At 65.3% G+C, this 19,875-nt stretch carries 21 protein-coding genes; 12 read left to right on the forward strand and 9 right to left on the reverse strand.

Annotated features, from left to right (window positions below; all coding sequences use genetic code 11):
• The first annotated feature begins 25 nt into the window (after nt 1-25).
• Together AC1DV8_RS17845 and AC1DV8_RS17850 are read left to right on the forward strand one after the other, a co-directional pair.
• Nucleotides 26-958, forward strand: coding sequence for an autotransporter outer membrane beta-barrel domain-containing protein (locus AC1DV8_RS17845; protein WP_477158448.1), 933 nt, complete (start codon nt 26-28; stop codon nt 956-958).
• A gap of 130 nt (nt 959-1,088) precedes the next feature.
• Nucleotides 1,089-2,351, forward strand: coding sequence for a DUF763 domain-containing protein (locus tag AC1DV8_RS17850; RefSeq protein WP_477158364.1), 1,263 nt, complete (start codon nt 1,089-1,091; stop codon nt 2,349-2,351).
• A gap of 1 nt (nt 2,352) precedes the next feature.
• On the opposite strand, the gene AC1DV8_RS17855 is transcribed toward AC1DV8_RS17850, so the two are convergent.
• From AC1DV8_RS17855 to AC1DV8_RS17865, 3 genes are all read right to left on the reverse strand, one after another.
• On the reverse strand, nt 2,353-3,204 hold the full coding sequence (locus AC1DV8_RS17855) for a transporter (RefSeq protein ID WP_477158365.1): 852 nt from the start codon (nt 3,202-3,204) through the stop codon (nt 2,353-2,355).
• 185 nt (nt 3,205-3,389) lie between these two features.
• Nucleotides 3,390-4,235: an MBL fold metallo-hydrolase gene (locus AC1DV8_RS17860; RefSeq protein WP_477158366.1), complete on the reverse strand. Its 846-nt coding sequence runs from the start codon at nt 4,233-4,235 to the stop codon at nt 3,390-3,392.
• 13 nt (nt 4,236-4,248) lie between these two features.
• The gene (locus AC1DV8_RS17865; RefSeq protein ID WP_477158367.1) at nt 4,249-4,779 is read right to left on the reverse strand and encodes a dihydrofolate reductase family protein; all 531 of its coding nucleotides are present in this window, start codon (nt 4,777-4,779) and stop codon (nt 4,249-4,251) included.
• A gap of 127 nt (nt 4,780-4,906) precedes the next feature.
• On the opposite strand from AC1DV8_RS17865, the gene AC1DV8_RS17870 reads away from it, so the two are divergent.
• Nucleotides 4,907-5,392 carry a winged helix-turn-helix transcriptional regulator gene (locus AC1DV8_RS17870; RefSeq protein WP_477158368.1) on the forward strand — a complete coding sequence of 162 codons (486 nt, stop codon included), beginning with the start codon at nt 4,907-4,909 and terminating at the stop codon, nt 5,390-5,392.
• A gap of 6 nt (nt 5,393-5,398) precedes the next feature.
• On the opposite strand, the gene AC1DV8_RS17875 is transcribed toward AC1DV8_RS17870, so the two are convergent.
• Both AC1DV8_RS17875 and AC1DV8_RS17880 read right to left on the reverse strand, forming a co-directional pair.
• Nucleotides 5,399-5,842, reverse strand: a complete 444-nt coding sequence (locus AC1DV8_RS17875) for a hypothetical protein (protein ID WP_477151951.1) — start codon at nt 5,840-5,842, stop codon at nt 5,399-5,401.
• A gap of 30 nt (nt 5,843-5,872) precedes the next feature.
• Nucleotides 5,873-6,619: a phosphotransferase enzyme family protein gene (locus tag AC1DV8_RS17880; protein ID WP_477158449.1), complete on the reverse strand. Its 747-nt coding sequence runs from the start codon at nt 6,617-6,619 to the stop codon at nt 5,873-5,875.
• Nucleotides 6,620-6,853: 234 nt separating this feature from the next.
• Here AC1DV8_RS17880 and AC1DV8_RS17885 point away from each other — a divergent pair, with 234 nt between their 5' ends.
• From AC1DV8_RS17885 to AC1DV8_RS17895, 3 genes are read left to right on the forward strand one after another with little or no spacing between them, the layout of a single operon-like run.
• On the forward strand, nt 6,854-7,279 hold the full coding sequence (locus tag AC1DV8_RS17885) for a YciI family protein (RefSeq protein WP_477158369.1): 426 nt from the start codon (nt 6,854-6,856) through the stop codon (nt 7,277-7,279).
• Nucleotides 7,279-7,881, forward strand: coding sequence for a dihydrofolate reductase family protein (locus tag AC1DV8_RS17890; protein ID WP_477158370.1), 603 nt, complete (start codon nt 7,279-7,281; stop codon nt 7,879-7,881). The genes AC1DV8_RS17885 and AC1DV8_RS17890 overlap by 1 nt, the downstream gene beginning before the upstream one ends.
• Before the next feature lie 39 nt (nt 7,882-7,920).
• The gene (locus AC1DV8_RS17895; protein ID WP_477158371.1) at nt 7,921-9,180 is read left to right on the forward strand and encodes an RNA polymerase sigma factor; all 1,260 of its coding nucleotides are present in this window, start codon (nt 7,921-7,923) and stop codon (nt 9,178-9,180) included.
• A gap of 134 nt (nt 9,181-9,314) precedes the next feature.
• On the opposite strand, the gene AC1DV8_RS17900 is transcribed toward AC1DV8_RS17895, so the two are convergent.
• Nucleotides 9,315-10,382: a LacI family DNA-binding transcriptional regulator gene (locus AC1DV8_RS17900; protein WP_477158372.1), complete on the reverse strand. Its 1,068-nt coding sequence runs from the start codon at nt 10,380-10,382 to the stop codon at nt 9,315-9,317.
• Between the two features lie 295 nt (nt 10,383-10,677).
• Between AC1DV8_RS17900 and AC1DV8_RS17905 the strand changes: the two genes are divergently transcribed.
• Together AC1DV8_RS17905 and AC1DV8_RS17910 are read left to right on the forward strand one after the other, a co-directional pair.
• Nucleotides 10,678-11,214, forward strand: coding sequence for a hypothetical protein (locus AC1DV8_RS17905; RefSeq protein WP_477158450.1), 537 nt, complete (start codon nt 10,678-10,680; stop codon nt 11,212-11,214).
• A gap of 13 nt (nt 11,215-11,227) precedes the next feature.
• A complete protein-coding gene (locus AC1DV8_RS17910; RefSeq protein WP_477151946.1) occupies nt 11,228-11,506 on the forward strand; it encodes a DUF4242 domain-containing protein in 279 nt (92 codons plus the stop codon).
• Between the two features lie 59 nt (nt 11,507-11,565).
• Here AC1DV8_RS17910 and AC1DV8_RS17915 read toward each other — a convergent pair whose 3' ends face one another.
• The 3 genes from AC1DV8_RS17915 to AC1DV8_RS17925 all read right to left on the reverse strand — a co-directional run bounded on the left by AC1DV8_RS17915 (nt 11,566) and on the right by AC1DV8_RS17925 (nt 15,092).
• The gene (locus tag AC1DV8_RS17915; protein WP_477158373.1) at nt 11,566-12,768 is read right to left on the reverse strand and encodes a mandelate racemase/muconate lactonizing enzyme family protein; all 1,203 of its coding nucleotides are present in this window, start codon (nt 12,766-12,768) and stop codon (nt 11,566-11,568) included.
• A 225-nt stretch (nt 12,769-12,993) separates the two neighbouring features.
• Nucleotides 12,994-14,325, reverse strand: a complete 1,332-nt coding sequence (locus tag AC1DV8_RS17920; protein ID WP_477151944.1) for a mandelate racemase/muconate lactonizing enzyme family protein — start codon at nt 14,323-14,325, stop codon at nt 12,994-12,996.
• Between the two features lie 62 nt (nt 14,326-14,387).
• Nucleotides 14,388-15,092, reverse strand: a complete 705-nt coding sequence (locus AC1DV8_RS17925; protein ID WP_477151943.1) for a GntR family transcriptional regulator — start codon at nt 15,090-15,092, stop codon at nt 14,388-14,390.
• A gap of 275 nt (nt 15,093-15,367) precedes the next feature.
• Between AC1DV8_RS17925 and AC1DV8_RS17930 the strand changes: the two genes are divergently transcribed.
• The 4 genes from AC1DV8_RS17930 to AC1DV8_RS17945 all read left to right on the forward strand — a co-directional run bounded on the left by AC1DV8_RS17930 (nt 15,368) and on the right by AC1DV8_RS17945 (nt 19,845).
• On the forward strand, nt 15,368-16,819 hold the full coding sequence (locus AC1DV8_RS17930) for an extracellular solute-binding protein (RefSeq protein WP_477151981.1): 1,452 nt from the start codon (nt 15,368-15,370) through the stop codon (nt 16,817-16,819).
• A gap of 72 nt (nt 16,820-16,891) precedes the next feature.
• Nucleotides 16,892-17,851 carry a carbohydrate ABC transporter permease gene (locus AC1DV8_RS17935; RefSeq protein ID WP_477151942.1) on the forward strand — a complete coding sequence of 320 codons (960 nt, stop codon included), beginning with the start codon at nt 16,892-16,894 and terminating at the stop codon, nt 17,849-17,851.
• Nucleotides 17,848-18,726 (forward strand): carbohydrate ABC transporter permease, encoded by an 879-nt coding sequence (locus AC1DV8_RS17940; RefSeq protein WP_477151941.1) that lies wholly within the window; start codon nt 17,848-17,850, stop codon nt 18,724-18,726. The genes AC1DV8_RS17935 and AC1DV8_RS17940 overlap by 4 nt, the downstream gene beginning before the upstream one ends.
• Before the next feature lie 21 nt (nt 18,727-18,747).
• Nucleotides 18,748-19,845: an ABC transporter ATP-binding protein gene (locus tag AC1DV8_RS17945; protein ID WP_477158374.1), complete on the forward strand. Its 1,098-nt coding sequence runs from the start codon at nt 18,748-18,750 to the stop codon at nt 19,843-19,845.
• Nucleotides 19,846-19,875 lie beyond the last annotated feature (30 nt).

Genomic DNA, 19,875 nt, shown 5'->3' on the forward strand with positions numbered 1-19,875 from the left:
CCCGTTCGATGACCTCTCGGGCGAGATCCATGCTTCAACGCTGCGGGTGCTGCTCGACGCCAGCCGGCATCCGCGCGACGCAGCCTTCGATCGGGTCGATGCGGCGTTCGCGGCGATTGCCGAAAGCCAGGTCGGCGCACGCAACATCTGGGTCCGCAGCTATGGCGCCGGCGGCACGGTGGAGGGCGACGGCAATGCCGCCGGTTTGGACTACGGCACGGGCGGGTTGCTGGTTGGCGTCGATGGAGTGGTGAGCCGAGACGTGTTCCTCGGTGTGCTGGCGGGGATCGGCGGGGTGGCCGTCGACCTGCCGGAGCGGGACTCGCGGGCCGAGGCGGCGAGCTACCAGCTCGGCGTCTATGGCGGCGCGGCGCTGGGCGAGGTGCGTGTGGCATTTGGCGCGGCCATGGCCTCGCACCAGCTGTCGGTGACCCGCATGCCTGATTTTGTCGGCTTCAGTGAGACGCTGACCGCGGATTACACCACCACCACGGCGCAGCTGTTTGGCGAACTCGGCTACGCGTTCGAACTCGGCGAGGCGACGCTGACGCCGTTCGTGCGCGCGGCACTGATCGGGCAATCGGGCGGCAGCTACCGTGAGAGCGGTGGCGACGCAGCGCTTGCCGGCGCCTCGGGCGATCTTGGCGCTGCGGTGCTGATCGCCGGGCTGAAGGCGGCCCAGGATTTTACGCTCGGCGACGGGGTGGTGGTGCACGCCAGGGGGATGGTCGGGATGCAGCACATGGCAGGCGACCAGCCGTCGGCGACGCACGGCTTCGACAGAGGTTCGCCGTTCACGGTGACGGGGGCGGGGATCGGCGATACCGCCTTGCTGCTGGATGCAGGGTTCGGCACCGAGCTCGCACCTGGGGTGAGCCTTGATCTCGGCTATCAGGGGCAGTTCGGCGGCGAGGCCTCGGCGCATGCGGTGAAGTTCACGTTGTCGGGCAAATTCTAGGGACGGCTTGCACCGGTGCGAGCTGACCGCCCCTCCTGTCCCCTTAGGGGTCGGGTCGGCACGCATCGCGAGGTGGTTTGTTTCCTGTTTGTTCCTGTGGTAAGGTTCCATCGAACGAAGGAACTGACCGATGGCCAATCGAGGCGGAAGCGCCGATCTGCCGCTGCATGGCGGGCGGGTGCCGAAATGGTTGAGCGAGCGGATGGCGCGGCTCGGGGCGGTGATCTGCCAGGCGATCGTCATGGAATATGGCCGGGACGAGCTGCTGAGCCGGCTGGCGCATCCATTCTGGTTCCAGTCGTTCGGCGCCGTCATGGGCATGGACTGGCACTCCTCGGGCATCACGACCAGCGTCATCGGCGCGCTGAAGGGCGGGTTGCGGCCGCTGGAGCGCGAACTTGGGCTGCATGTCTGCGGCGGGCGCGGGCGGCATTCGCGGAAGACCCCCGATGAACTGGTGGCGATCGGCAACCGCGTCGGCTTCGATGGCGCGGCGCTGGCCAAGGCCAGCCGGCTGGTGGCGAAGGTCGACAGCGCCGCGGTGCAGGACGGGTTCGAGCTCTACCTCCACGGCTTCATCGTTGCCGATGATGGGCATTGGGTGGTGGTGCAGCAGGGGATGAAGGGCGATGCCAAGACCGCGCGGCGCTATCACTGGCGCTCCGAGGGGTTACGCAGCTTTGTCGAGCAGCCACATGCGGCGATCGAGGGGGCGGGCCAGGGGACGATCGTCAACCTGACCGACGTGCGGGCGGCGCGCTCGCGGACCTCGCAGGTTGATATCCTGGGCGGCATGGGGCCGGATGCCATCGTGCGAGAGGTTGGCCGCCTCGAGGGGATCGTCGAGCCGGCGCCGGTGGCGGATGACCAGCTGATGCTGCCGCACCTGGTGATGCCGGAGCATCACGATATCCGCCCCAAGGACGTGATGCTGCGCCGGCTGCACGGCAGCCTCGCCGCGGCGGCCGACCGCGCACCCACCGATTTCACCGAACTGCTGCTGGTGCCGGGCGTCGGCGCGCGCACCGTGCGGGCGCTGGCGCAGGTGGCCGAAGTGGTGCACGGCGCGCCGCACCGCTTCGCCGATCCTGCCCGCTTTGCCATGGCGCATGGCGGCAAGGACGGCCATCCCTTCCCGGTGCCGCTCAAGGTCTACGACGAGACCATCCGCGTGCTGAAGTCAGCGGTGGGCAAGGCGAGGCTCGGCCGCGACGAGGAGCTCGATGCGATCAAGCGCCTCGACCGCCAGTCGCGCCAGCTCGAAGCCGGCGCCACCGGCCCGAGCTTCCACGAGTTCATCGCCGAAGAACGCCGTCGCGCCCCGGAATATGGCGGGCGAACGGTGATGGACGACCTGCCGAACGCCTATGCCCGCGCCAAGATGCGGGTCTGAGCTAGAAGAGGAAGGACGAGGTGGCCTTGAAGCCGCGGGCCGCCGTATCCGGGTCGCTTGAATAGACGAACTCCTCGTAGCTCAACCGCAGCGCAACGGACGGACTAAGCGACAGGCCGAGTGTTGCCCCGAGCGCAAGCGTCTCCAGTGCGTCACCCTGCGCGACGCCGTCGAACGAGGTCTCACCGCCGGCGATGTAGGCACCGTCGAGGGAAGCCCACACGGTCGGGCTGAAGTTGCGGGTGATATGGCCCTCGAGCCCCCATATCGGCTCCTGGCTGGTCACAGTGATCGGGCCGGGCGTATCCTCGTTGTCACCGAAGATCTGCACGAACGGGACGATTTCGAACGTCATCAGCTCGGGGTCGATCATCGAGTCTGCCAGCACGTAGCTGATAGGCACGCTGGCCTGCAGCGACCACCGGTTTTGTCCCAGGTTCACGAACTGGTCCGAGTCATAGGCCCCGGTCGGCAGGAACAGCTTTGCGGCAAGGTTGGCGCGAAAACCTGGCTTGTACTGGACGAAATCCATCGGCGAGAGCGATGGCGACCCGACGAGCCCCAACACGCCGCCCACGAAGAGATCGCCCTGGACGAGGCCAGTGCTCTGCTCGATGACGCCCCCCATGAGGGAGCCGGACAAGCCGCCAATCGGCATGCCGATCAGAATGGCGCCGGCGTTTCCGAACACGTTGATCGACTGCCGATACGATGGCGTCACGACGCCCACATCGTACACGCCAGAGGGAAGTTCCGTGTGCAGGCCCGTCGCAGTCAAGCTGATGATGTCGGTGCCTTCAGGAAGCAGATGATAGGCACGCGCTCCATCCTGAGAGAGCGCACCGGTGATCATCAAGAATGATGCCACCACGAATGCAATTGATCTCGCGAGCACGATTTCCCTCCACAGCCCAAGCGAATGTACAGTGCACCGGCCGCGAAGGAGTACCAAAGAGATTCTCCACGTTCCACAGGCGCAGCGGCGCAGGAGTGGCACGATGTCCACAACAACCGTTCAGCGCCGGAAAGCGAAGGCCCTCACACCACGAACCTGAATGCGTCGCCGTCGCGGACGATGTGGCCGGCGGTGGGGGCCGCGAAGTGGGTGCCGATGACGAGGATCGGCTGGTCGGCCCATTCGGCAAACAGGCGCGAGCGGGTGAGCACGGCGGTCTTGGGGTCGACGTCCGCGAGCATCCAGTCGGGATGCGCCATCTGGCATGGGTGGTGGGTCATGTCGCCGGTGATCACCGCCCGCTGGCCCTCGGACTCGATCATCACGCTGACATGGCCGGGCGTGTGGCCGATGGACGGCGCGAGCCGGATCTCCGGCGAGATCACGTGGTCCTGCTCCACCAGCTGGACGAGGCCGGCCTCGAAGATCGGCTTGATGCTGTCTGCCATCGCCGTCACCTGTTCGGCTTCGTCGACGCCCTTCCAGAAATCGTATTCCTGCCGGCCGATGAGATAGCTCGCCCGAGGGAAGGTCGGCACCCATTTGCCGTTCTCGAGCATGGTGTTCCAGCCGATGTGGTCGACATCGAGATGCGTGCATACCACGGCGTCGACACTGTCGCGCGACCAGTCCGCCTCGCCAAGCTGCTCGAGGAACGGCGTCGACAGGGCCTCACCACCGGTGAACTCGCGCGGCCGGTCGTTGCCGACGCAGGTGTCCACCACCAGCCTTAGCCCTGGAGCCTCGACCAGCAGCGCGTGGACGCTGAGGTTGAGCGTGCCGTCGTCCGCGCTGACAAAGTGCGGATAGAGCCACGGCAACTTGCGCAGCGCCTCAGGCGTCGCTCCTCGCATGAACTCGACAGGCACCGGCAAATCCATTTCGACGATGCGGGTGATCTTCACCCGGCCCACCTGCCAGCTCAGCATCGCTCACGCCTCCTCAGGCCGGCACGTAGGTCAGGAGGATCACGTCGTTGTCCACCTGCTCGCTGGCGGCAAGGTGGAGCGGCGGCCGGGGGCCGGCGAAGAAGGGGTCGCCGGACCCGAGCACCACGGGGTGAAGGTAGATACGATACTCATCGATGAGCCCAAGCTCGGTCAGGCTCCGCGCCAGGACCGGTCCGCCAACTTCAATCACCCCATCATGCTCCGCCTTGAGGTTGCGCACCGCCGCCTCGAGGTCAGGGCCGACGAGCGTGGCGTTGGGACCGACCGACTTCAGCGTTCTCGACACCACCCACTTCGGCGCACGCCGCCATGCCACCGCGAAGTCGCGTTCGTCCGCCCCCCAATCGGCCTGGTCTTCGTCCCAATACTGCATGATCTCGTAGAGGCGGCGACCGTAGAGACTCCCCGCATTGCTCTGCGCCTGTTCGATGAAGTGGCGGAAAAGCACGGGGCTTGGTGCAAACGCGGTGTAGTCGACATAGCCATCCAGAGACTGGTTCATTCCAAAGACGAGCTTTGCCATGCGCTGGCTCCAATCGATTGGCGGCGGTCCGCCGGGACCGCGTTCATTTGCGCCGAACACTGTGCTAACAGTCGGTCTCGGCCCGGAACCACCTCTATTTTGCAACCAGTTTTGGCGGATGGATGCGATGAGCTACCGACGCGCGGGATGCCCGATCAACAATACGCTTGAGACCTTCGGGGATCGCTGGAGCCTTATCATCCTGCGCGACAGTATGTTCGGCGGCCGTCGCCGCACTTTTCGGTCTTATCTCACCGAGAGCATCGAGGGGATCGCGTCAAACATCCTCACTGACCGCCTCAAGCGCCTGACCGCCAATGGGCTGCTCACGCGCAGTGCTGATCCGGGCCACAAGCAGAGGGTTGTCTACAGCCTGACGGAGAAGGCGATCGAACTCGTGCCCCTGATGGCCGTGATGGGCAGCTGGGGACTGCGTCACACACTACCGGCGGCAGACCTCGCGACGGGCGCACAAGTGCTCGAGGATGGCGGCCCGCAGCTCTGGTCCGAGTTCATGCAGGAGTTGCGGCATATCCACCTCGGAGCGCCGCCGCCCGAGGTATCGGCCTTCGCCAAAATGCAGGTGGCTTACGAAGCTACCCTGACGCCGTAGCGGTGCTCACTCGTCCTGCAGGTTGTAGGTGAGGCGCGGCCAATCATTGCCGGACAGCCATTCCAGCAGAAGCGCCCGGAAGGATTGGTTGGAAACCGCCACGCCCGTGCGCCACCACCAGATGACATCTGCCGATGCCTCGCCGGCGATCGATGGATAGACATAGAGGCACCCGAGGTACGTCCCGTCGGTGTTCTCGATCACCCACGCAAAGCTCCGCTGGGCCTCGAACTCTCGCTGATGCCAGGCGAGATCGACGAGGTTCTTTTCCTTGGTCAGGCCGTCCGGCCACTTCGAACCTGGGTTCGCGGCCTTGATATCGGCCGCGCTTTCCGTGACCGCGCTGAAGTCTCTCTCGAGGTCATTGATCGAGAGCGCCCTCAGCGTGAGATCCCCCAGGGTACGGACGGCGGGAATTGATCTGTTCTTGAACTGCGGGTGCGGCTTCATCTCGTAATGGCTCGCATCGGCTATCGCTGCTCAGACCGCTCGAACTTCGGCAAGTCGCTTGATGGAGTACTCGTCGTCCCAGCAGACGGCGGCTTCCCACGCGGCCGACGCTTGCCCGGCGATGTCACGAGCAGCGTCATCGAGGCCGGCGGCGTTGTGGGGCAAAGAACCCAGGTCAAGGTCGGGGACGTCGACATGGGCCTCGTCCCAGTCGATCAGCGCGACCTGGTTCGTAGTCATGCGCACATTGGCGGGACTGTTGGGGTTGCCGTGGACAACGCATGTCTCACGTCCGGCGAGACGCGCCCACGCTGCTCGGCATCGCGCAACGCCGTCGGGCGGCATCGCGGTGAGATCGATCCTCGTTCCGGTCTCGGCGACGAGGAGGTCGGTCGATGATCGCCAGCCTGGGCGCTGCGGCCAGCCCAGCGTCAACCGATGCAGTTGGCGCAGCGTATCGGCGACGCGACGCCAGTCGGCCGCCGTCTCGGGCGGTCCGCCCTCCATGTATTTCATCACCACCAGGCCGTCCGCGAACAGCCGGCCGTCGATGGTCGGGATCGGCACCGGCACGATCAGACCCGCGCGGTCGAGGTGCTGCATGAGCCCAGTTTCCCACGCGAGATCAGCGTCGCTCCTGCTGCCGAGGCGACCGACCGCCAGCCGCCCATTGATCCGCACGCTCCACACGTCGTTGGCCACGCCGCCGGTAAGGGGTTCGATGCGCGCTACGTCATCACCCCACCGCGCAAGTGCCTCCCATCCCCTTGACGACATTCCCGATTCGACCCCGATGGTGCTCAACTCGAACACAAGCCTAACGCGGATCAGCCCGAGCGCCACATTCAAAACCGGCCGCAAGGCAGATCCCCTGATATTGCGATGGACACCGGCGGCCGCCTCAATTTCCTCTGACGAGAAATTCGCAGGGACGGTGTCCTTTTCTGAAAGCCCCGTTCGTCGTTCCATTGCTAGGCCGATCAGGGCCGGCTCTGACAAAGGAGACAATCGATGCGTGTGATGGTGTTCGGGAAGGCCAGCGAGGGCAGCGAAAAGGGCGAGGCGCCCACGCCCGAGGCGTTTGCGGCGATGGACCGGTTTACCGAGGAGCTGGTCAAGGCGGGGGTCCTCGTGGCCGGCGCCGGGCTCAAGAACAGCGCCGAGTCCAAGCGCATGACCATCGAGGGCGACCGGCGCACGGTCATCGATGGGCCGTTCGCCGAGACCCGCGAGCTGGTCGCCGGCTTCCAGATCTGGGAGGTCAAGGACATGGACGAGGCGGTGGCCTGGCTGAAGCGCTACCCCAACCCCATGCCGGGCAAGAGCGAAGTCGAGATCCGCCCGTTCCTCGAGGCAGCGGACCTGGCCGAGTTCCTGACGCCCGAGGAGCTGGCGACGCCGCGTGACGGCGAGCGCGGCAAGCTCGGGGTCGCGTGATGAGAGAGTTGATCCTGAAGCTGTCCATGTCGATGGATGGCCTCGTGAGCGACCTCGCGGGCACGAACACCTGGATGTACGGCGGTGATCCGGAAGCTGTGGCCTTTGGCGTAGCGACCACCTGGAACGCCAGCCTGCACATCATGGGCAGCCGGAGCTTCGAGGTGATGGCGCCCTTCTACCCGACCTCCACCATCGAGTTCGCGCCGCCGATGAACCAGATCCCCAAGGCGGTCTTCTCCAAGCGGGGGTCGGCAGTCGTGAAGGCGGCGACAGAGAGCAAGCGGCTGCCCGGGGCCGAAAGCTGGGCTGAGGCGGATGTGCTGGGTGGCGACCTCGAGGAGGAAATCGCCAAGCTGAAGGCAGGGGAGGGCAAGCCGATCCTCGCCCATGGCGGCGTCGGCTTCGCCCGCAGTCTCGTCGCCCGAGGACTGGTCGACGAGTTCGTCCTGTCGGTGCACCCGATAGCCCTCGGCAACGGCCTGTCGCTGTTCTCGGACCTAGCGGCTCCCCTGCCGCTGAAGCTTGTGAGCGCCAAGGCGTTTCCCGGGGGGCATGGTGGCGCAGGTCTATCGGCCGGCCTGACCAGATCCGTTGGCTAGGCGGCTTGTCTCCCCTGCGGTCTTGGCCGACAACAAGGCATGACCGCGGACGAGGCACACCGGGCGATCGAAGCGACCTTTCGCATTGAACGGGCGAGGCTCATCGCGGGCCTCGCCCGGCTGCTGCGCAATATCGATCGTGCCGAGGAGCTGGCGCAGGACGCCCTCGTGATTGCCCTTGCCGAGTGGCCGAGGACCGGCGTTCCCGCCAATCCCGGCGCATGGCTGATGACGACTTCCAAACGGCGCGCCATCGACGCAATCCGCCACGACAGGATGCGCCAGCGCAAGCACGAGGAAATCGCCCGGACGCTGGACGAGGCGTCCGACGACGCCGCCCAGGTGATCGAGGCGGCGATGAGCGATGATCTCGGCGACGAGCTGCTCGGCCTTATCTTCACCGCCTGCCACCCCATGCTGTCGGCCGACGCGCGGGCCGCGCTCACGCTGCGGGTCATCGGCGGCCTGACGACGGACGAGATTGCCCGGGCATTCCTCACCAACGAGGCGACGATTGCCAAGCGCATCGTTCGCGCCAAGCAGGCGATCGCCAAGGCAGGATTGAGCTTCGAGGTGCCAAGGGGCGACGAGCGGGCCGCGCGGCTGCCCTCGGTGCTCGATGTCATCTACCTCATCTTCAACGAAGGCTATGCGGCCACGGCGGGCGATGATCTCGTCCGGCCGGGCCTCTGCCTCGAGGGCCAACGGCTGGGCCGGATGCTGGCCGCATTGCTGCCCGGCGATGCCGAAGTGCATGGCCTCCTGGCCCTGATGGAGATCCAGGCATCGCGCCTCATGACGCGCATCGGCCCCGATGGCGCACCGGTGCCGCTGACCGAGCAGAATCGCACCCGCTGGGACCAGCTGCTGATCCGCCAGGGGCTCGACGCGCTGGCCCGCGCCGAAACGCTGGGCGGCGATGGCCCCTACGTGCTGCAAGCCGCGCTTGCCGCCTGCCATGCGGGCGCGCCCAGCGCGGCCGATACCAATTGGCCCCGCATCGCCGCGCTCTATGACCGGCTACGCCAGGTGATGCCCTCGCCGGTGGTCGATCTCAATCGCGCCATCGCCCACAGCATGGCCTTCGGGCCCGAAGCGGGCCTGAGGCTGGTGGATGAGATTGCCGCTGATCCGGCCCTGCGCAACTACGCGCCGCTGCCGGCAGCGCGGGGCGACTTTCTGTTTCGGGCCGGGCGCCGCGCCGAGGCCCGCGCCGAATTCGAGGTAGCAGCCAAGCTCAGCCGCAACGCGCGGGAAGCAGCCTTCCTTGTCGCTCGCGCGAACGCTTGTGACGCGTGAGGCCAGGCGGATAACCCCACCGAAATCAGCCTCGATGGCGGGCGGCACGGAAAGGGCCATCGTCGTCCTGCGTCTACCTGGCGCAGGATATGAAGGTGAGCCTCATCCCGCCCGCGAGCTGAACGACGATCCGGCTACGCACCCGGAGCGACGCCGCTGGACGATCGGATCTTGAGTTCGACTGGCAGCTGGATGTGCTGCGGGGGGCCGCCGGAGAACAACAGGCGGGTGGCGAGACGAGCCGTCTCGGCGACCGGGGCGGCGATGACGGTCAGCGGCGGGTCGGTGAGGGTTGCTTCCGGCGGATCGTCGAAGCCGACGATTGAGAGCTCAGTGGGGACCGCGATGCCGCGGCGCCTGGCTTCGGCGACCACGCCGATCGCCAACTCGCCGCCAAGCGCGATGACCGCCGTGGCGCCGTCCAGCGCATCGAGAACGAGGTCGGCAGCGGCGCCGTAGAGCCGGGTTTCCTCATCACTGCCACAGGCCTCGATGATCGGCATGTCGTGGAGGGACAGGCCCGCCTCGGCAAGCGCGTCGCCGATGCCGGCGATGCGCTGCTCGTCGATCTCATAAGTCGAGACGAAGCGGCGCGGCGCCCCGGTAGGAGGGTGCAGGATCGGCGCGACATAGCTGCGCCCGAGCGTCGTGACCATGAAGCGCCGATGGCCGAGTTCGAGCAGGTGGCGAGCGAGGGCGTAGGCGCCGCCGCGATCGTCGATGCTGACCGAGCTGACGTCGGCATCCTCGATGCGGTCCATCACCACGATCGGCATCTTGGCCCGCAGCGCTGGGTCGACGGCACGGACCTGATCGGCAGTGTGGAGGATCAGGCCATCGACGATGGTGCGCCGGATGGTCTCGGCGCCGGCCTCGCCATAGCCATCCATCAGCTGAATGGCGGTGCGGTGCTCCTGGCACTCCTCGGCAACGGCGGCAAGGAATTGCCGCATGTAGGGATTGTCGAACACCCAGCTGATGCCCTCCCCCGAGGGCACGACCCCGATGACGTTGGCCTTGCCGCTGCTGAGCAGGCGCCCCCGCGGATCGGGCCCGGCAAAGCCGAGGTCACGGGCGATCTGCTCGATGCGGCTGCGAACTTCCGGCCGCACCCGTTCGGGGTGGTTGAAGACATTGGCCACCGTGGACTTCGACACCTGGGCGGCGTCGGCAACATCGAGAAGCGTTACGGGCGATTTCATGCGCGGCACCCTAGCACACGATTGCACCGGTGCAAAATTGTGCTTGACTCTATCCCCGGAAAAGCGCATCTGCCGCGCCAAGGGGTATTGCACCGGTGCAAAAGCGTAGCAGACGCCGTTTGCACGATAAGGAGAAAGCGCCATGCTGCGCCAGATCGTAGACCCGACCACCCGGCGGCTGCCGGATCGCAACGGTTCCAGACGAGCCGTCATCGCTGCAACTCTCGCCGCCGTGCTGATTGCCGGCCCGGCGTCGGCCCACAATGGGGAGACGCATGGCGTCGCCTCCAGCTACATGCCGTATCTGGGTGGAGTGGGTGACCCCGCGGGCCTCACCAGCCCGCGCTATCGCGAGGCGGGCAAGGCCGTGTTCGTTGCCCATGCCGCGCATGCCGGGGTCGAAGCGGCAAACCCGCTTGCCGCGAAGGTGCGCGAGGTGAACGCCCGCTTCGCCGACGTCAGCGTGGCGACGGCGGAAGGCTATGCTCCGATCCCCTGCGTCTCGGGCATCGAGGGCGGCGCCATGGGCGTCCACTACGTCAACGGCGCCCTCATCGAGGATGGGCTCGTGGACATCGGTAAGCCCGAGGCGGTGATGTACGAGCCGCAGGCCGACGGCAGCATGCAGCTGGTGGCGGTCGAGTACATCACGACCACCGGGCCGGCCAATCTCGAYGGSCACCTGTTCAGCTTCACCAAYKCSCCCAAYCGYTAYGGCCTGCCGSCGTTCTACGAGCTGCAYGTSTGGGCCTGGCGGGCGAACCCCACCGGCACCTTCGCCGACATGAACCCCAACGTCTCCTGCGACGCGACCGTCGCAGCCACCAACTGAGGAGAACTACCAAATGAAGCGCTATGTGATTGAACGCATGATCCCGGGCGTCGGCAAGCTGTCGGCCCAGGAATACCGCGACGCAGCCGCCGTCTCGAACGAAGCCCTCGCCAAGCTCGCGCCGAAGGTGCAGTGGGTGCACTCGTACTTCGCCGACGACATGACCTACTGCGTCTATCTGGCCGAAGACCCCGAGGACATCCGGCGCCACGCCGAACTCAGCGGTTTCCCGGCCAACAAGATCACCCAGATCAAGGTGGTCGTCGATCCGGCCACGGCCGAAGCGGCGTAAGAAATGAACCGGGCCGGGCGGTGGAAAGCCGCCCGGCCCGGTTCTTCACTGCGTAGAGATCAGTCGAAGAAGCCGGCGTCTTCTTCCCTGAGGTAGCGCTTGGCGGCCTTGGCATCGATATCGAGGCCGAGGCCGGGGCCCGGCAGCAGGTCCATCATCGAGTCCTTGACCAGCGGGCCGGACGGCAGGCCCGTGACGATCTCGTTCCAGAAATCGTCGGAGGCCGAGGGATACTCGAAGGCAATGTAGTTGGCCGGGAGCGTGGCGCAGACATTGATCAGGGCGCCGAGACCGAGCAGGCCATTGGCGGTGCCGTGAGGCGCCATCATGATCGAGTGCATGTAGGCGTGCTCGGCCACCCACTTGAGCTCGGCGATGCCGCCGATATCCGCCGGATCGGGCCCAACCACGCGGACCGCCTGGGTCTCGATCAGTTCCTTGAAGTTGTGCCGGAGGTAGATCTGCTCGCCGGTATGAATCGGCGTGGTCGTCGAGGTGGTGAGCTCGCGGTAGGCCTGCGGGTTGACCCACGGCACGTAGTCGCCGGTGAGCATGTCCTCGAGCCACATCAGGTTGTACTTTTCGACCGCGTTGGCGAACTTGATGGCGTCGTTGAGGAACCAGCCGGGGCCGCAATCGAGCGCCAGGCTGACCTTGTCGCCGAGCACTTCCTTCATCGCGATGACGCAGTCGAGCATGTGGTTGAAGCCGTGCTCGGAGATCTGGCCCTGGTCCATGGCGCCGTGATAGCCGGCCTTCCGGCCGACCGGGCCGTAATGGAAGTCGGCGACCGAGTCCTTCATGTTGGAGTGGAAGCTGATGCCCTGCTTCACCATGAAGAAGCCCTGCGGCTGCTCCATCATCCATTTGACGTCGGCGGCGTAATCCTCGGGCCTGTCGCCCTTGCGCTTGCCGCGGATCGAGCCGTTATAGACGCGGACCTGGTCGCGCACCTTGCCGCCGAGCAGCTTGTAGGCCGGGACGTTCGCGGCCTTGCCGGCGATATCCCACAGCGCATGCTCGATCACCGAGACGGCGGCGCCATAGGGCTTGAACGAACCGCGTTGGCGGATTTTCATCATGCAGCGCTCGACGTCGGTCGGGTCCTCGCCGACCAGCGCATCGCGGAAATGCAGGATAAAGGGCTTCAGGTAGGTCTTGGTGTATTCCACCTCGCCGATGCCGTAGAGGCCCTCGTCGGTGACGATGCGGACGATCGGATGCTTGCCGATGACGGCAACGCGCAGGTCGGTGATTTTCATGATGTCTCCTCGTTCCTGCCAGAGCAGGCGTCCCAACTGTCAAACTTCTGCCTTCTCCCTTGTGGGAGAAGGTGCCCGAAGGGCGGATGAGGGGTGCTCTCCACCCGCACTCAGCCCGTCGCTCTGCTCCGGTCTCGCGACACTTCGTGCCGCGGACCCCTCATCCGGCGCTTCGCGCCACCTTCTCCCACAAGGGGAGAAGGCAAACGGCGGTAGCCGTCCGGGTCAGCTCCAGGTGCGGTCCCACGAGAAGTCGTTGTCCCACTGGTCGGTGGGCTGCCAGATGTCGGTGACGCCTGGCTGCAGGTGCTGGCGCAGCAGCTCGTCGTTGAGGTCGTCGATGCCGAGGCCGGGCTTGTCGGTCAGCGTGATGAAGCCGTTGTCGACCACTGGGCTACCGACGGCGATGTCGGCCCACCAGTCGACGTCGACCGAGTGATACTCGAGCGCGAGGAAGTTCTCGGTGGCGGTCGCGACATGCGCGGCGGCGATTGCGGCGATCGGGCTTTCGGCCATGTGGATGGCCATGGCGATGCCGTGCTCCTGCGCGGCGTCGCCGATCTTCTTGGTCTCGAGGATGCCGCCGCTGGTGAGGATGTCCGGATGGATGACCGAGATGCCGGCATTGAACAGCGGCTCGAAGCCTTCCTTGAGGTAGATGTCCTCGCCGGTGCAGATCGGGACCGAGGTCGCTTCCTGCAGCCGCCGATAGCTCTCGGCGTGCTGCCAGGGGATCACGTCCTCGAGCCAGGCCGGGGTGTACTTTTCGATCCGCTGCGCGAGGCGGATGCCGTCCTGCAGGGAGATATGGCCCAGGTGGTCGATGGCGAGCGGGATCTCCGGGCCGATCTCGGCGCGGACCTCGGCCATGTACTGATCGAGCAGGTCGAGGCCCTTCTCACTGAAGTGCAGGCCGGTGAACGGATGCATGACGTTCTGCGCGTCGTAGATCAGGTTGCGCGCCTTGCGCTCCTCGAGGGTTTTGGCCTCGATGCCGCCGGCATGGTGGTGGAAGGCTTCCAGCACGCCGGCAGGGCCGACCACCGCGCCCGGGACATCGGCGATCTGCATCAGGCCGAGGTCCATCTTGAGGAAGGTGAACCCCAGGTCCATGCGCTCCTTGAGGCGCTTGCCCATCGCCGTGCCGCTCGGCCGGTCGGCATCGGTGTCGCAATAGACCCGGACCTTGTCGCGGAACTTGCCGCCCAGCATCTGGTAGACCGGCACGCCATAGGCCTTGCCGGCGAGGTCCCACAGCGCGATCTCGATCGCCGATACGCCGCCGCCCTGGCGCCCATGGCCGCCGAACTGCTTGATGCGGCGGAACAACCGGTCGATGTCGCAGGGGTTCTCGCCGAGCAGCCGGCTCTTCAGCATCAGCGCATAGGTGGCGCTGGCGCCGTCGCGCACTTCGCCGAGACCGACGATGCCCTGGTTGGTGTAGATCTTGAGCAGTGCCGATCGGAACGGCGCGCCGGTGATTTCGGCCACGCGAATGTCGGTGATGCGCAACTCACTCGGCCGCGAAGCCGTGCGCACGGAACTATCGATAGTCACTAGTCTCTCCTCCAAAATGACTTGATCGGTTGCCCGCGGGTTTCAGTGCGGAAGCCGGCGACTTATGGTCGCCGCTGTGTTCCGCCCCTCTGGGCAACGCCCATCTGCTCGATGATGTGACGGCCCGAGCCCTCGACGTGCCGGGCCACCACCGCAGCGGCGCCGTCGGCATCCTGTTGGCGGATGCACTCGATGAGTTCGCGATGCTCGCGCAGCACCGCCACGCGCCGGCTGAGCGAGGTCGGAAAGCGCCGGCTGATGGCGCGCAGGATCTCGCGATGCTTCCACCACAGCTCCGCGGCATGCCGGTTGTAATGACGGTCGTAGATGAACTGGTGGAAACGGGTATCGAGCTGGCCGTGCCGCACCCGATCCTCGAAATTGTTGGCTTCGAGCTCGGACTGGATGCGCTCGAGTTCGACGATGTCGGAATCCGACGCGATCGAGACAAACCAGCGCGTCAGCGCCGCCTCGATCAGCACCTCGATCTCGATGATGTCGCGCACGAAATCGGCGTCGATCGGCCGGACCCGCGCCCCGCGATTGGGCTCCATCAGCACGAATCCCTCGCCGCGCAGCTGCTGCAGCGCTTCGCGCACCGGGTTGGTCGATGTCTCGTAATGCTCGGCGAGGTCGGCGACCTTCAGCCGCTCATTGGGCCCCAGCCGTCCCGAAACGATGTCCTCGCGGATCATCTCGTAGACGGAGGCCTGCTGCTGCTCGAGGCTTTCCTCGGGCTGGTCCGGCTTGACGGTTACCTCGCTCATCAGTTCTGTCTATGCATATTTTTTGAGCAAGCCAAGCCCCGTTAGCACGTAAACTCGCCGAAATAATGTACGACTTTGGCAAGGTTGACATACACAGGCTTTGCTGGAACTCTGCCATACCAGTTGGGAAAAGCCGGCGCCAAGTCCGGTTCCGGAGGCGAGGAACAGCGCATGCTGTAGGAGCTGACCGCGGCCATGAGCCGGGCCCGCTACCGATTTGAGGAGGAGTATTCTCAATGCATAACAAGACCGGCCGGCGTCTGCTTGGCCTTTCGATGGCGGTGCTGAGCGCGGCCACCATGCTGACCACCGCGACGACCGCGTCCTACGCGCAGAGCGTGGACCTCAGCAAATGGTCGCCGGAATACGTGAAGTCGATCGCCGGCACCAAGCAGTTCGACGCCGCCAAGGATTGCGGCGCGGTGGTGCCGAACGACTACACCGGCAATGTCAGCTATTGGTACACCGGCCCGTTCGAAGCCGATCCGCAGATCGCGCACGACATGGACAAGGCGTTCTGGGACGCCTTCAAGGCCGCCTATCCGAACATCACCACCGACGTGCAGTCGATCACCTATAACGAGTTGCTCGACAAGTTCCGCACCTCGCTGCTCGGCAACTCGGCTCCGATGGTCATCCGCCTGCAGATCCTGGGTGGCGTCGAATTCGCCGCCAAGGGCTACCTGCAGCCGCTGAAGCCGGAAGATGTCGGCTACACCGCCGCCGATTTCTGGCCTGGCGCGCTGAAGTCGGTGACCTACGAGGGCGTCGGCTACGGCCTGCCGACCAACAACGAAACCATGGCGATGATCTGGAACGCCAAGGTGTTCAAGGATGCCGGGCTCGATCCGGAAAATCCGCCGGCTACCTGGGACGACGTCGTCGCCTATTCCAAGCAGATCCACGACAAGCTCGGTATCCCGGGCTACGGGCTCGTCGCCAAGCAGAACGCCGGCAACACGCCGTTCCGCTTCATGCCGCAGCTCTGGGCCTACGGTGGCGGCGCGCTCGACGAAGCTTCGGCCGAACCGACCTACAAGGATGTCTGGATCAACAACGAGGGCTCGAAGAAAGCCCTGCAGGCCGCCTACCAGATGTACGCGGTCGACAAGTCGGTTCCGACTTCCGCACTGACCAACACGCAGGGTGAAAACCAGGCGCCGTTCATCGCCGGCAAGCTCGGCATGATGATCGCCCACCCGGCCGAATACGCCAAGATGAACGACCTCGCCAGTAAGGCCACTGGTACCGACAAGGCCGTCGCCGACGACGTGGTCGCCAACATGCGCTACGGCCTGATCCCGACCGGCCCCGACGGCAAGCGCGCCGTGGTGTTCGGCGGCTCCAACATCCACGTGGTGAAGCCCGAGTTCGTGCAGGGCGGCAAGGTCGACGAGCAGGCCGTCAAGGCACTGATCTGCTTCTGGGACAGCCCGGAATGGTCGACCAAGCTCGCCTGGGTCGGCTCCAACCCCGGCAACATCAACGGCTTCTTGACCGATGCCATGAAGGAACGCCTCGACACCATCAAGTTCCTCGATGTCACCACCTCGATGCTGCCCAACGGCATCCCGTTCCCGGTGATCCCGCAGGCTCCGGAAATCATGAACATCATCGTTCCTGACATGCTGCAGAACGCCCTCACCGGCAACATGACCGTCGACCAGGCGGTCGAGGATGCGGCCACCAAGGTGAAGGCCATCGTCGACGGCGGCGGCGGCATCTGATCGCCGGACTGCACAATCCCGGACCGGTGGCATCGCCGCCGGTCCTTTATCTTCACAACCAGGGTATGCGCTGTGAGCACCGTTCAGGGACAAGCCATCTTTCGTGACGTGCCCGAGCCCAAGCGCATCGGCCTGCGCCAGAAGGTGTGGAACAGCCGGTTCGACTATCTCTATGTAGCGCCGGCGATCCTGGTGATGCTGGTCGTCATCGGCTACCCGATCTACTACACGATCGAGCTGAGCTTCTTTAATACGCCCGCGAGCCTCGCCCTGAGCGACAAGACGTTCAACGGCCTCGACAATTACATCACCATCCTCACCAGCCCGATCTTCTGGAAGGTCACCTGGCAGACGGTGCTGTGGACGGTGCTTTCCACCTGCTTCGCTTTCCTCCTCGGCCTCGGTGCCGCGCTTGCCTTGCATCGCGAGTTCATCGGCCGCGGGTTCCTGCGTGCGCTCCTCCTCATTCCGTGGGTGGTGAGCGCGGTGGCGGCCTCGTATGTGTGGAAGTGGCTCTATCACTCCGATTTCGGCGCCATCAGCGCGATGCTGAGCCAGATCGGCCTGACCGACAAGCCGATCAACTTCGTCGACAACACCAGCACCTCGCTCTACGCCCTGATCGTCGTGAACGTGTGGAAGGAATTCTCCTTCGCCATGATCATGCTGATGGCGGGCCTGCAGACCGTGCCCGATACGCTGCTGCGCGCCGCACAGGTCGATGGCGCGAGCCCCTGGCAGCGGTTCTGGCACGTGACGTTCCCGCATCTGCAGGGCGTGTCGATGGTCACCCTGCTGCTGCTCGCGGTGTCGAACTTCAACTCCTTCATCATCCCCTGGATCATGACCGGCGGCGGCCCGGCCGGCTCGTCGGACATCTGGATCACCCATATCTACCAGCTCGCCTTCGGGCGGCAGCGCTGGGGCGTCGCCTCGGCCTACGCGGTGATCCTGTTCATCGTGATGATGGTGCTCGGCTACTTCTATGTCCGCGCATTGACCAAGGGCGACGACGCGAGGGCCGCCACATGACCGCCATCACCGAAGCTGCAGTGACCCAGCGCAAGGGCGCGGGCGGCTGGCGCTGGGCCGGACGCATCTTCCTGGTGCTGCTGCTCGGCTTCACCGTCATGCCGATGATCTGGATGTTCATCACCTCGCTGAAGACGGGCTTTGCCGCGATGCAATACCCGCCACAGTGGTGGCCGGCTTCGCCGACGCTGGAGAATTACTGGCGCCTGATCGACCCCTCGGGCAGCGTCGGCCGCGACTTCCTGCAGTATTTCTGGAACAGCGTCTGGGTCTCGACCCTCACGACCATCCTCGCGGTGGTGGTGGCGGTGCCGGCGGCCTATGCCTTCTCGCGCTTCCGCTTCCCGGCCCGCAACTTCCTGTTCTTCGCAGTGCTGCTCAGGAACATGTTCCCGGCCGTGGTGTTCCTCGTGCCGCTGTTCATCCTGATGAAGGCGCTGGGGCTGGTGAATACCCACGGCTCGCTGATCCTCACCTACCTGACCTTCGGGCTGCCGCTTGCCATCTGGCTGCTCAAAGGGTTCTACGACAACATCCCCGTGCAGCTCGAACAGGCGGCCCGCATCGATGGCGCGACGCGCTTCCAGGCGTTCTTCCTGATCGTCATGCCGCTCTCGACGCCGGGCATTATTGCCACCTCGATCTACAGCTTCATCGGAGCGTGGAACGAGTACATCTACGCCTATACCTTCCTCACCCGGCACGATCAGATGACCCTGCCGGTCGGCATCCAGCGCTTCTTTTCGGAGAACGCCACGGATTGGCCGGGGCTGATGGCCGCCACCTTCATGATGAGCATCCCCGTCGTGGTGCTGTTCCTCGTCCTGCAACGCTACTTCGTGCGCGCCCTGACCGAGGGCGCCGTGAAGCACTAACGGAAAGCACAAGGAACCCATATGGCTCAGGTTCTCCTCAAGGACGTGGTGAAGAACTACGGCGACGTCTATGCCGTGAACCACGTGTCACTGACCGTCGAGGATGGGGAGTTCGTCGCGCTGGTCGGCCCGTCAGGCTGCGGCAAGACGACGACGCTCAACCTCGTCGCCGGCCTCATTCCGATGTCGGGCGGCACCGTCAGCATCGGCGACCGAGACGTTACCGACCTCGATCCCAAGGACCGGGACATCGCCATGGTGTTCCAGAACTACGCGCTCTACCCGCAGAAGTCGGTCTACAAGAACCTCGCCTTCCCGCTGCAGATGCGGAAGATGAGCAAGGACGAGATCGACCGCCGCGTCCAGGCGGCCGCCAAGACCCTCGACATCACGCATCTGCTCGAGCGTAAGCCACGCGAACTCTCCGGCGGCCAGCAGCAGCGCGTCGCGCTCGGCCGGGCGCTGGTGCGCGAGCCGCGCGCCTTCCTCATGGACGAGCCGCTGTCGAACCTCGACGCCAAGCTGCGCGTTCAGATGCGTTCCGAGATCAAGCGCTTCCACCAGGATCTCGGCGCCACCATCATCTATGTGACGCACGACCAGCTCGAAGCCGTCACCATGTCCGACAAGATGGCGGTGATGAACGGTGGGTTCCTGCAGCAGTACGACAGCCCGGCCAACGTCTTCGCCAATCCGGTGAACATGTTTGTCGCGAGCTTCGTGGGTTCACCGGCCATGAGCCTCGTGCCGCTGACAGCCTTGTCGAAGGGCACCGACGTCGTCCTCACCAGCCCCGAAGGCTGGGAGCTGCCGCTCTCCGCCGCCAATGCCAGGAAGGCGCTCTCGGCCAAGTCGAACAAGGTGGTGCTTGGCGGCCGGCACTCGACCATCAAGGTGCACAAGGCGCAGGTGCCGGGTTCGGTGCCGGGCAAGGTCTATACCGTCGAGCCGACCGGCGACGTCACCTTCGCCCAGGTCTTCGTTTCTGGCGCCGTGGTCAATGTCAGCGTCGAGCCGACCTTCCAGCTCAGGCCCGACGAACCGGTGTTCCTCGAGTTCGACCAGAACCGGATGCACCTGTTCGACGGCGAGACCGAGATGGCGCTCAAGGCGAGCTGACGATGCGCGCAGGGACTAACGCCACCAGAC

Source organism: Devosia sp. P3_B2, from assembly GCF_056402875.1.

Coding starts and splice junctions, on each gene's coding strand:
- AC1DV8_RS17850 (WP_477158364.1), top strand. CDS start 1,089: ATGGCCAATCGAGGCGGAAGCGCCGATCTGCCGCTGCATGGCGGGCGG.
- AC1DV8_RS17855 (WP_477158365.1), bottom strand. CDS start 3,204: ATGATCACCGGTGCGCTCTCTCAGGATGGAGCGCGTGCCTATCATCTG.
- AC1DV8_RS17860 (WP_477158366.1), bottom strand. CDS start 4,235: ATGCTGAGCTGGCAGGTGGGCCGGGTGAAGATCACCCGCATCGTCGAA.
- AC1DV8_RS17865 (WP_477158367.1), bottom strand. CDS start 4,779: ATGGCAAAGCTCGTCTTTGGAATGAACCAGTCTCTGGATGGCTATGTC.
- AC1DV8_RS17870 (WP_477158368.1), top strand. CDS start 4,907: ATGAGCTACCGACGCGCGGGATGCCCGATCAACAATACGCTTGAGACC.
- AC1DV8_RS17875 (WP_477151951.1), bottom strand. CDS start 5,842: ATGAAGCCGCACCCGCAGTTCAAGAACAGATCAATTCCCGCCGTCCGT.
- AC1DV8_RS17880 (WP_477158449.1), bottom strand. CDS start 6,619: ATGTCGTCAAGGGGATGGGAGGCACTTGCGCGGTGGGGTGATGACGTA.
- AC1DV8_RS17885 (WP_477158369.1), top strand. CDS start 6,854: ATGCGTGTGATGGTGTTCGGGAAGGCCAGCGAGGGCAGCGAAAAGGGC.
- AC1DV8_RS17890 (WP_477158370.1), top strand. CDS start 7,279: ATGAGAGAGTTGATCCTGAAGCTGTCCATGTCGATGGATGGCCTCGTG.
- AC1DV8_RS17895 (WP_477158371.1), top strand. CDS start 7,921: ATGACCGCGGACGAGGCACACCGGGCGATCGAAGCGACCTTTCGCATT.
- AC1DV8_RS17900 (WP_477158372.1), bottom strand. CDS start 10,382: ATGAAATCGCCCGTAACGCTTCTCGATGTTGCCGACGCCGCCCAGGTG.
- AC1DV8_RS17910 (WP_477151946.1), top strand. CDS start 11,228: ATGAAGCGCTATGTGATTGAACGCATGATCCCGGGCGTCGGCAAGCTG.
- AC1DV8_RS17915 (WP_477158373.1), bottom strand. CDS start 12,768: ATGAAAATCACCGACCTGCGCGTTGCCGTCATCGGCAAGCATCCGATC.
- AC1DV8_RS17925 (WP_477151943.1), bottom strand. CDS start 15,092: ATGAGCGAGGTAACCGTCAAGCCGGACCAGCCCGAGGAAAGCCTCGAG.
- AC1DV8_RS17930 (WP_477151981.1), top strand. CDS start 15,368: ATGGCGGTGCTGAGCGCGGCCACCATGCTGACCACCGCGACGACCGCG.
- AC1DV8_RS17940 (WP_477151941.1), top strand. CDS start 17,848: ATGACCGCCATCACCGAAGCTGCAGTGACCCAGCGCAAGGGCGCGGGC.
- AC1DV8_RS17945 (WP_477158374.1), top strand. CDS start 18,748: ATGGCTCAGGTTCTCCTCAAGGACGTGGTGAAGAACTACGGCGACGTC.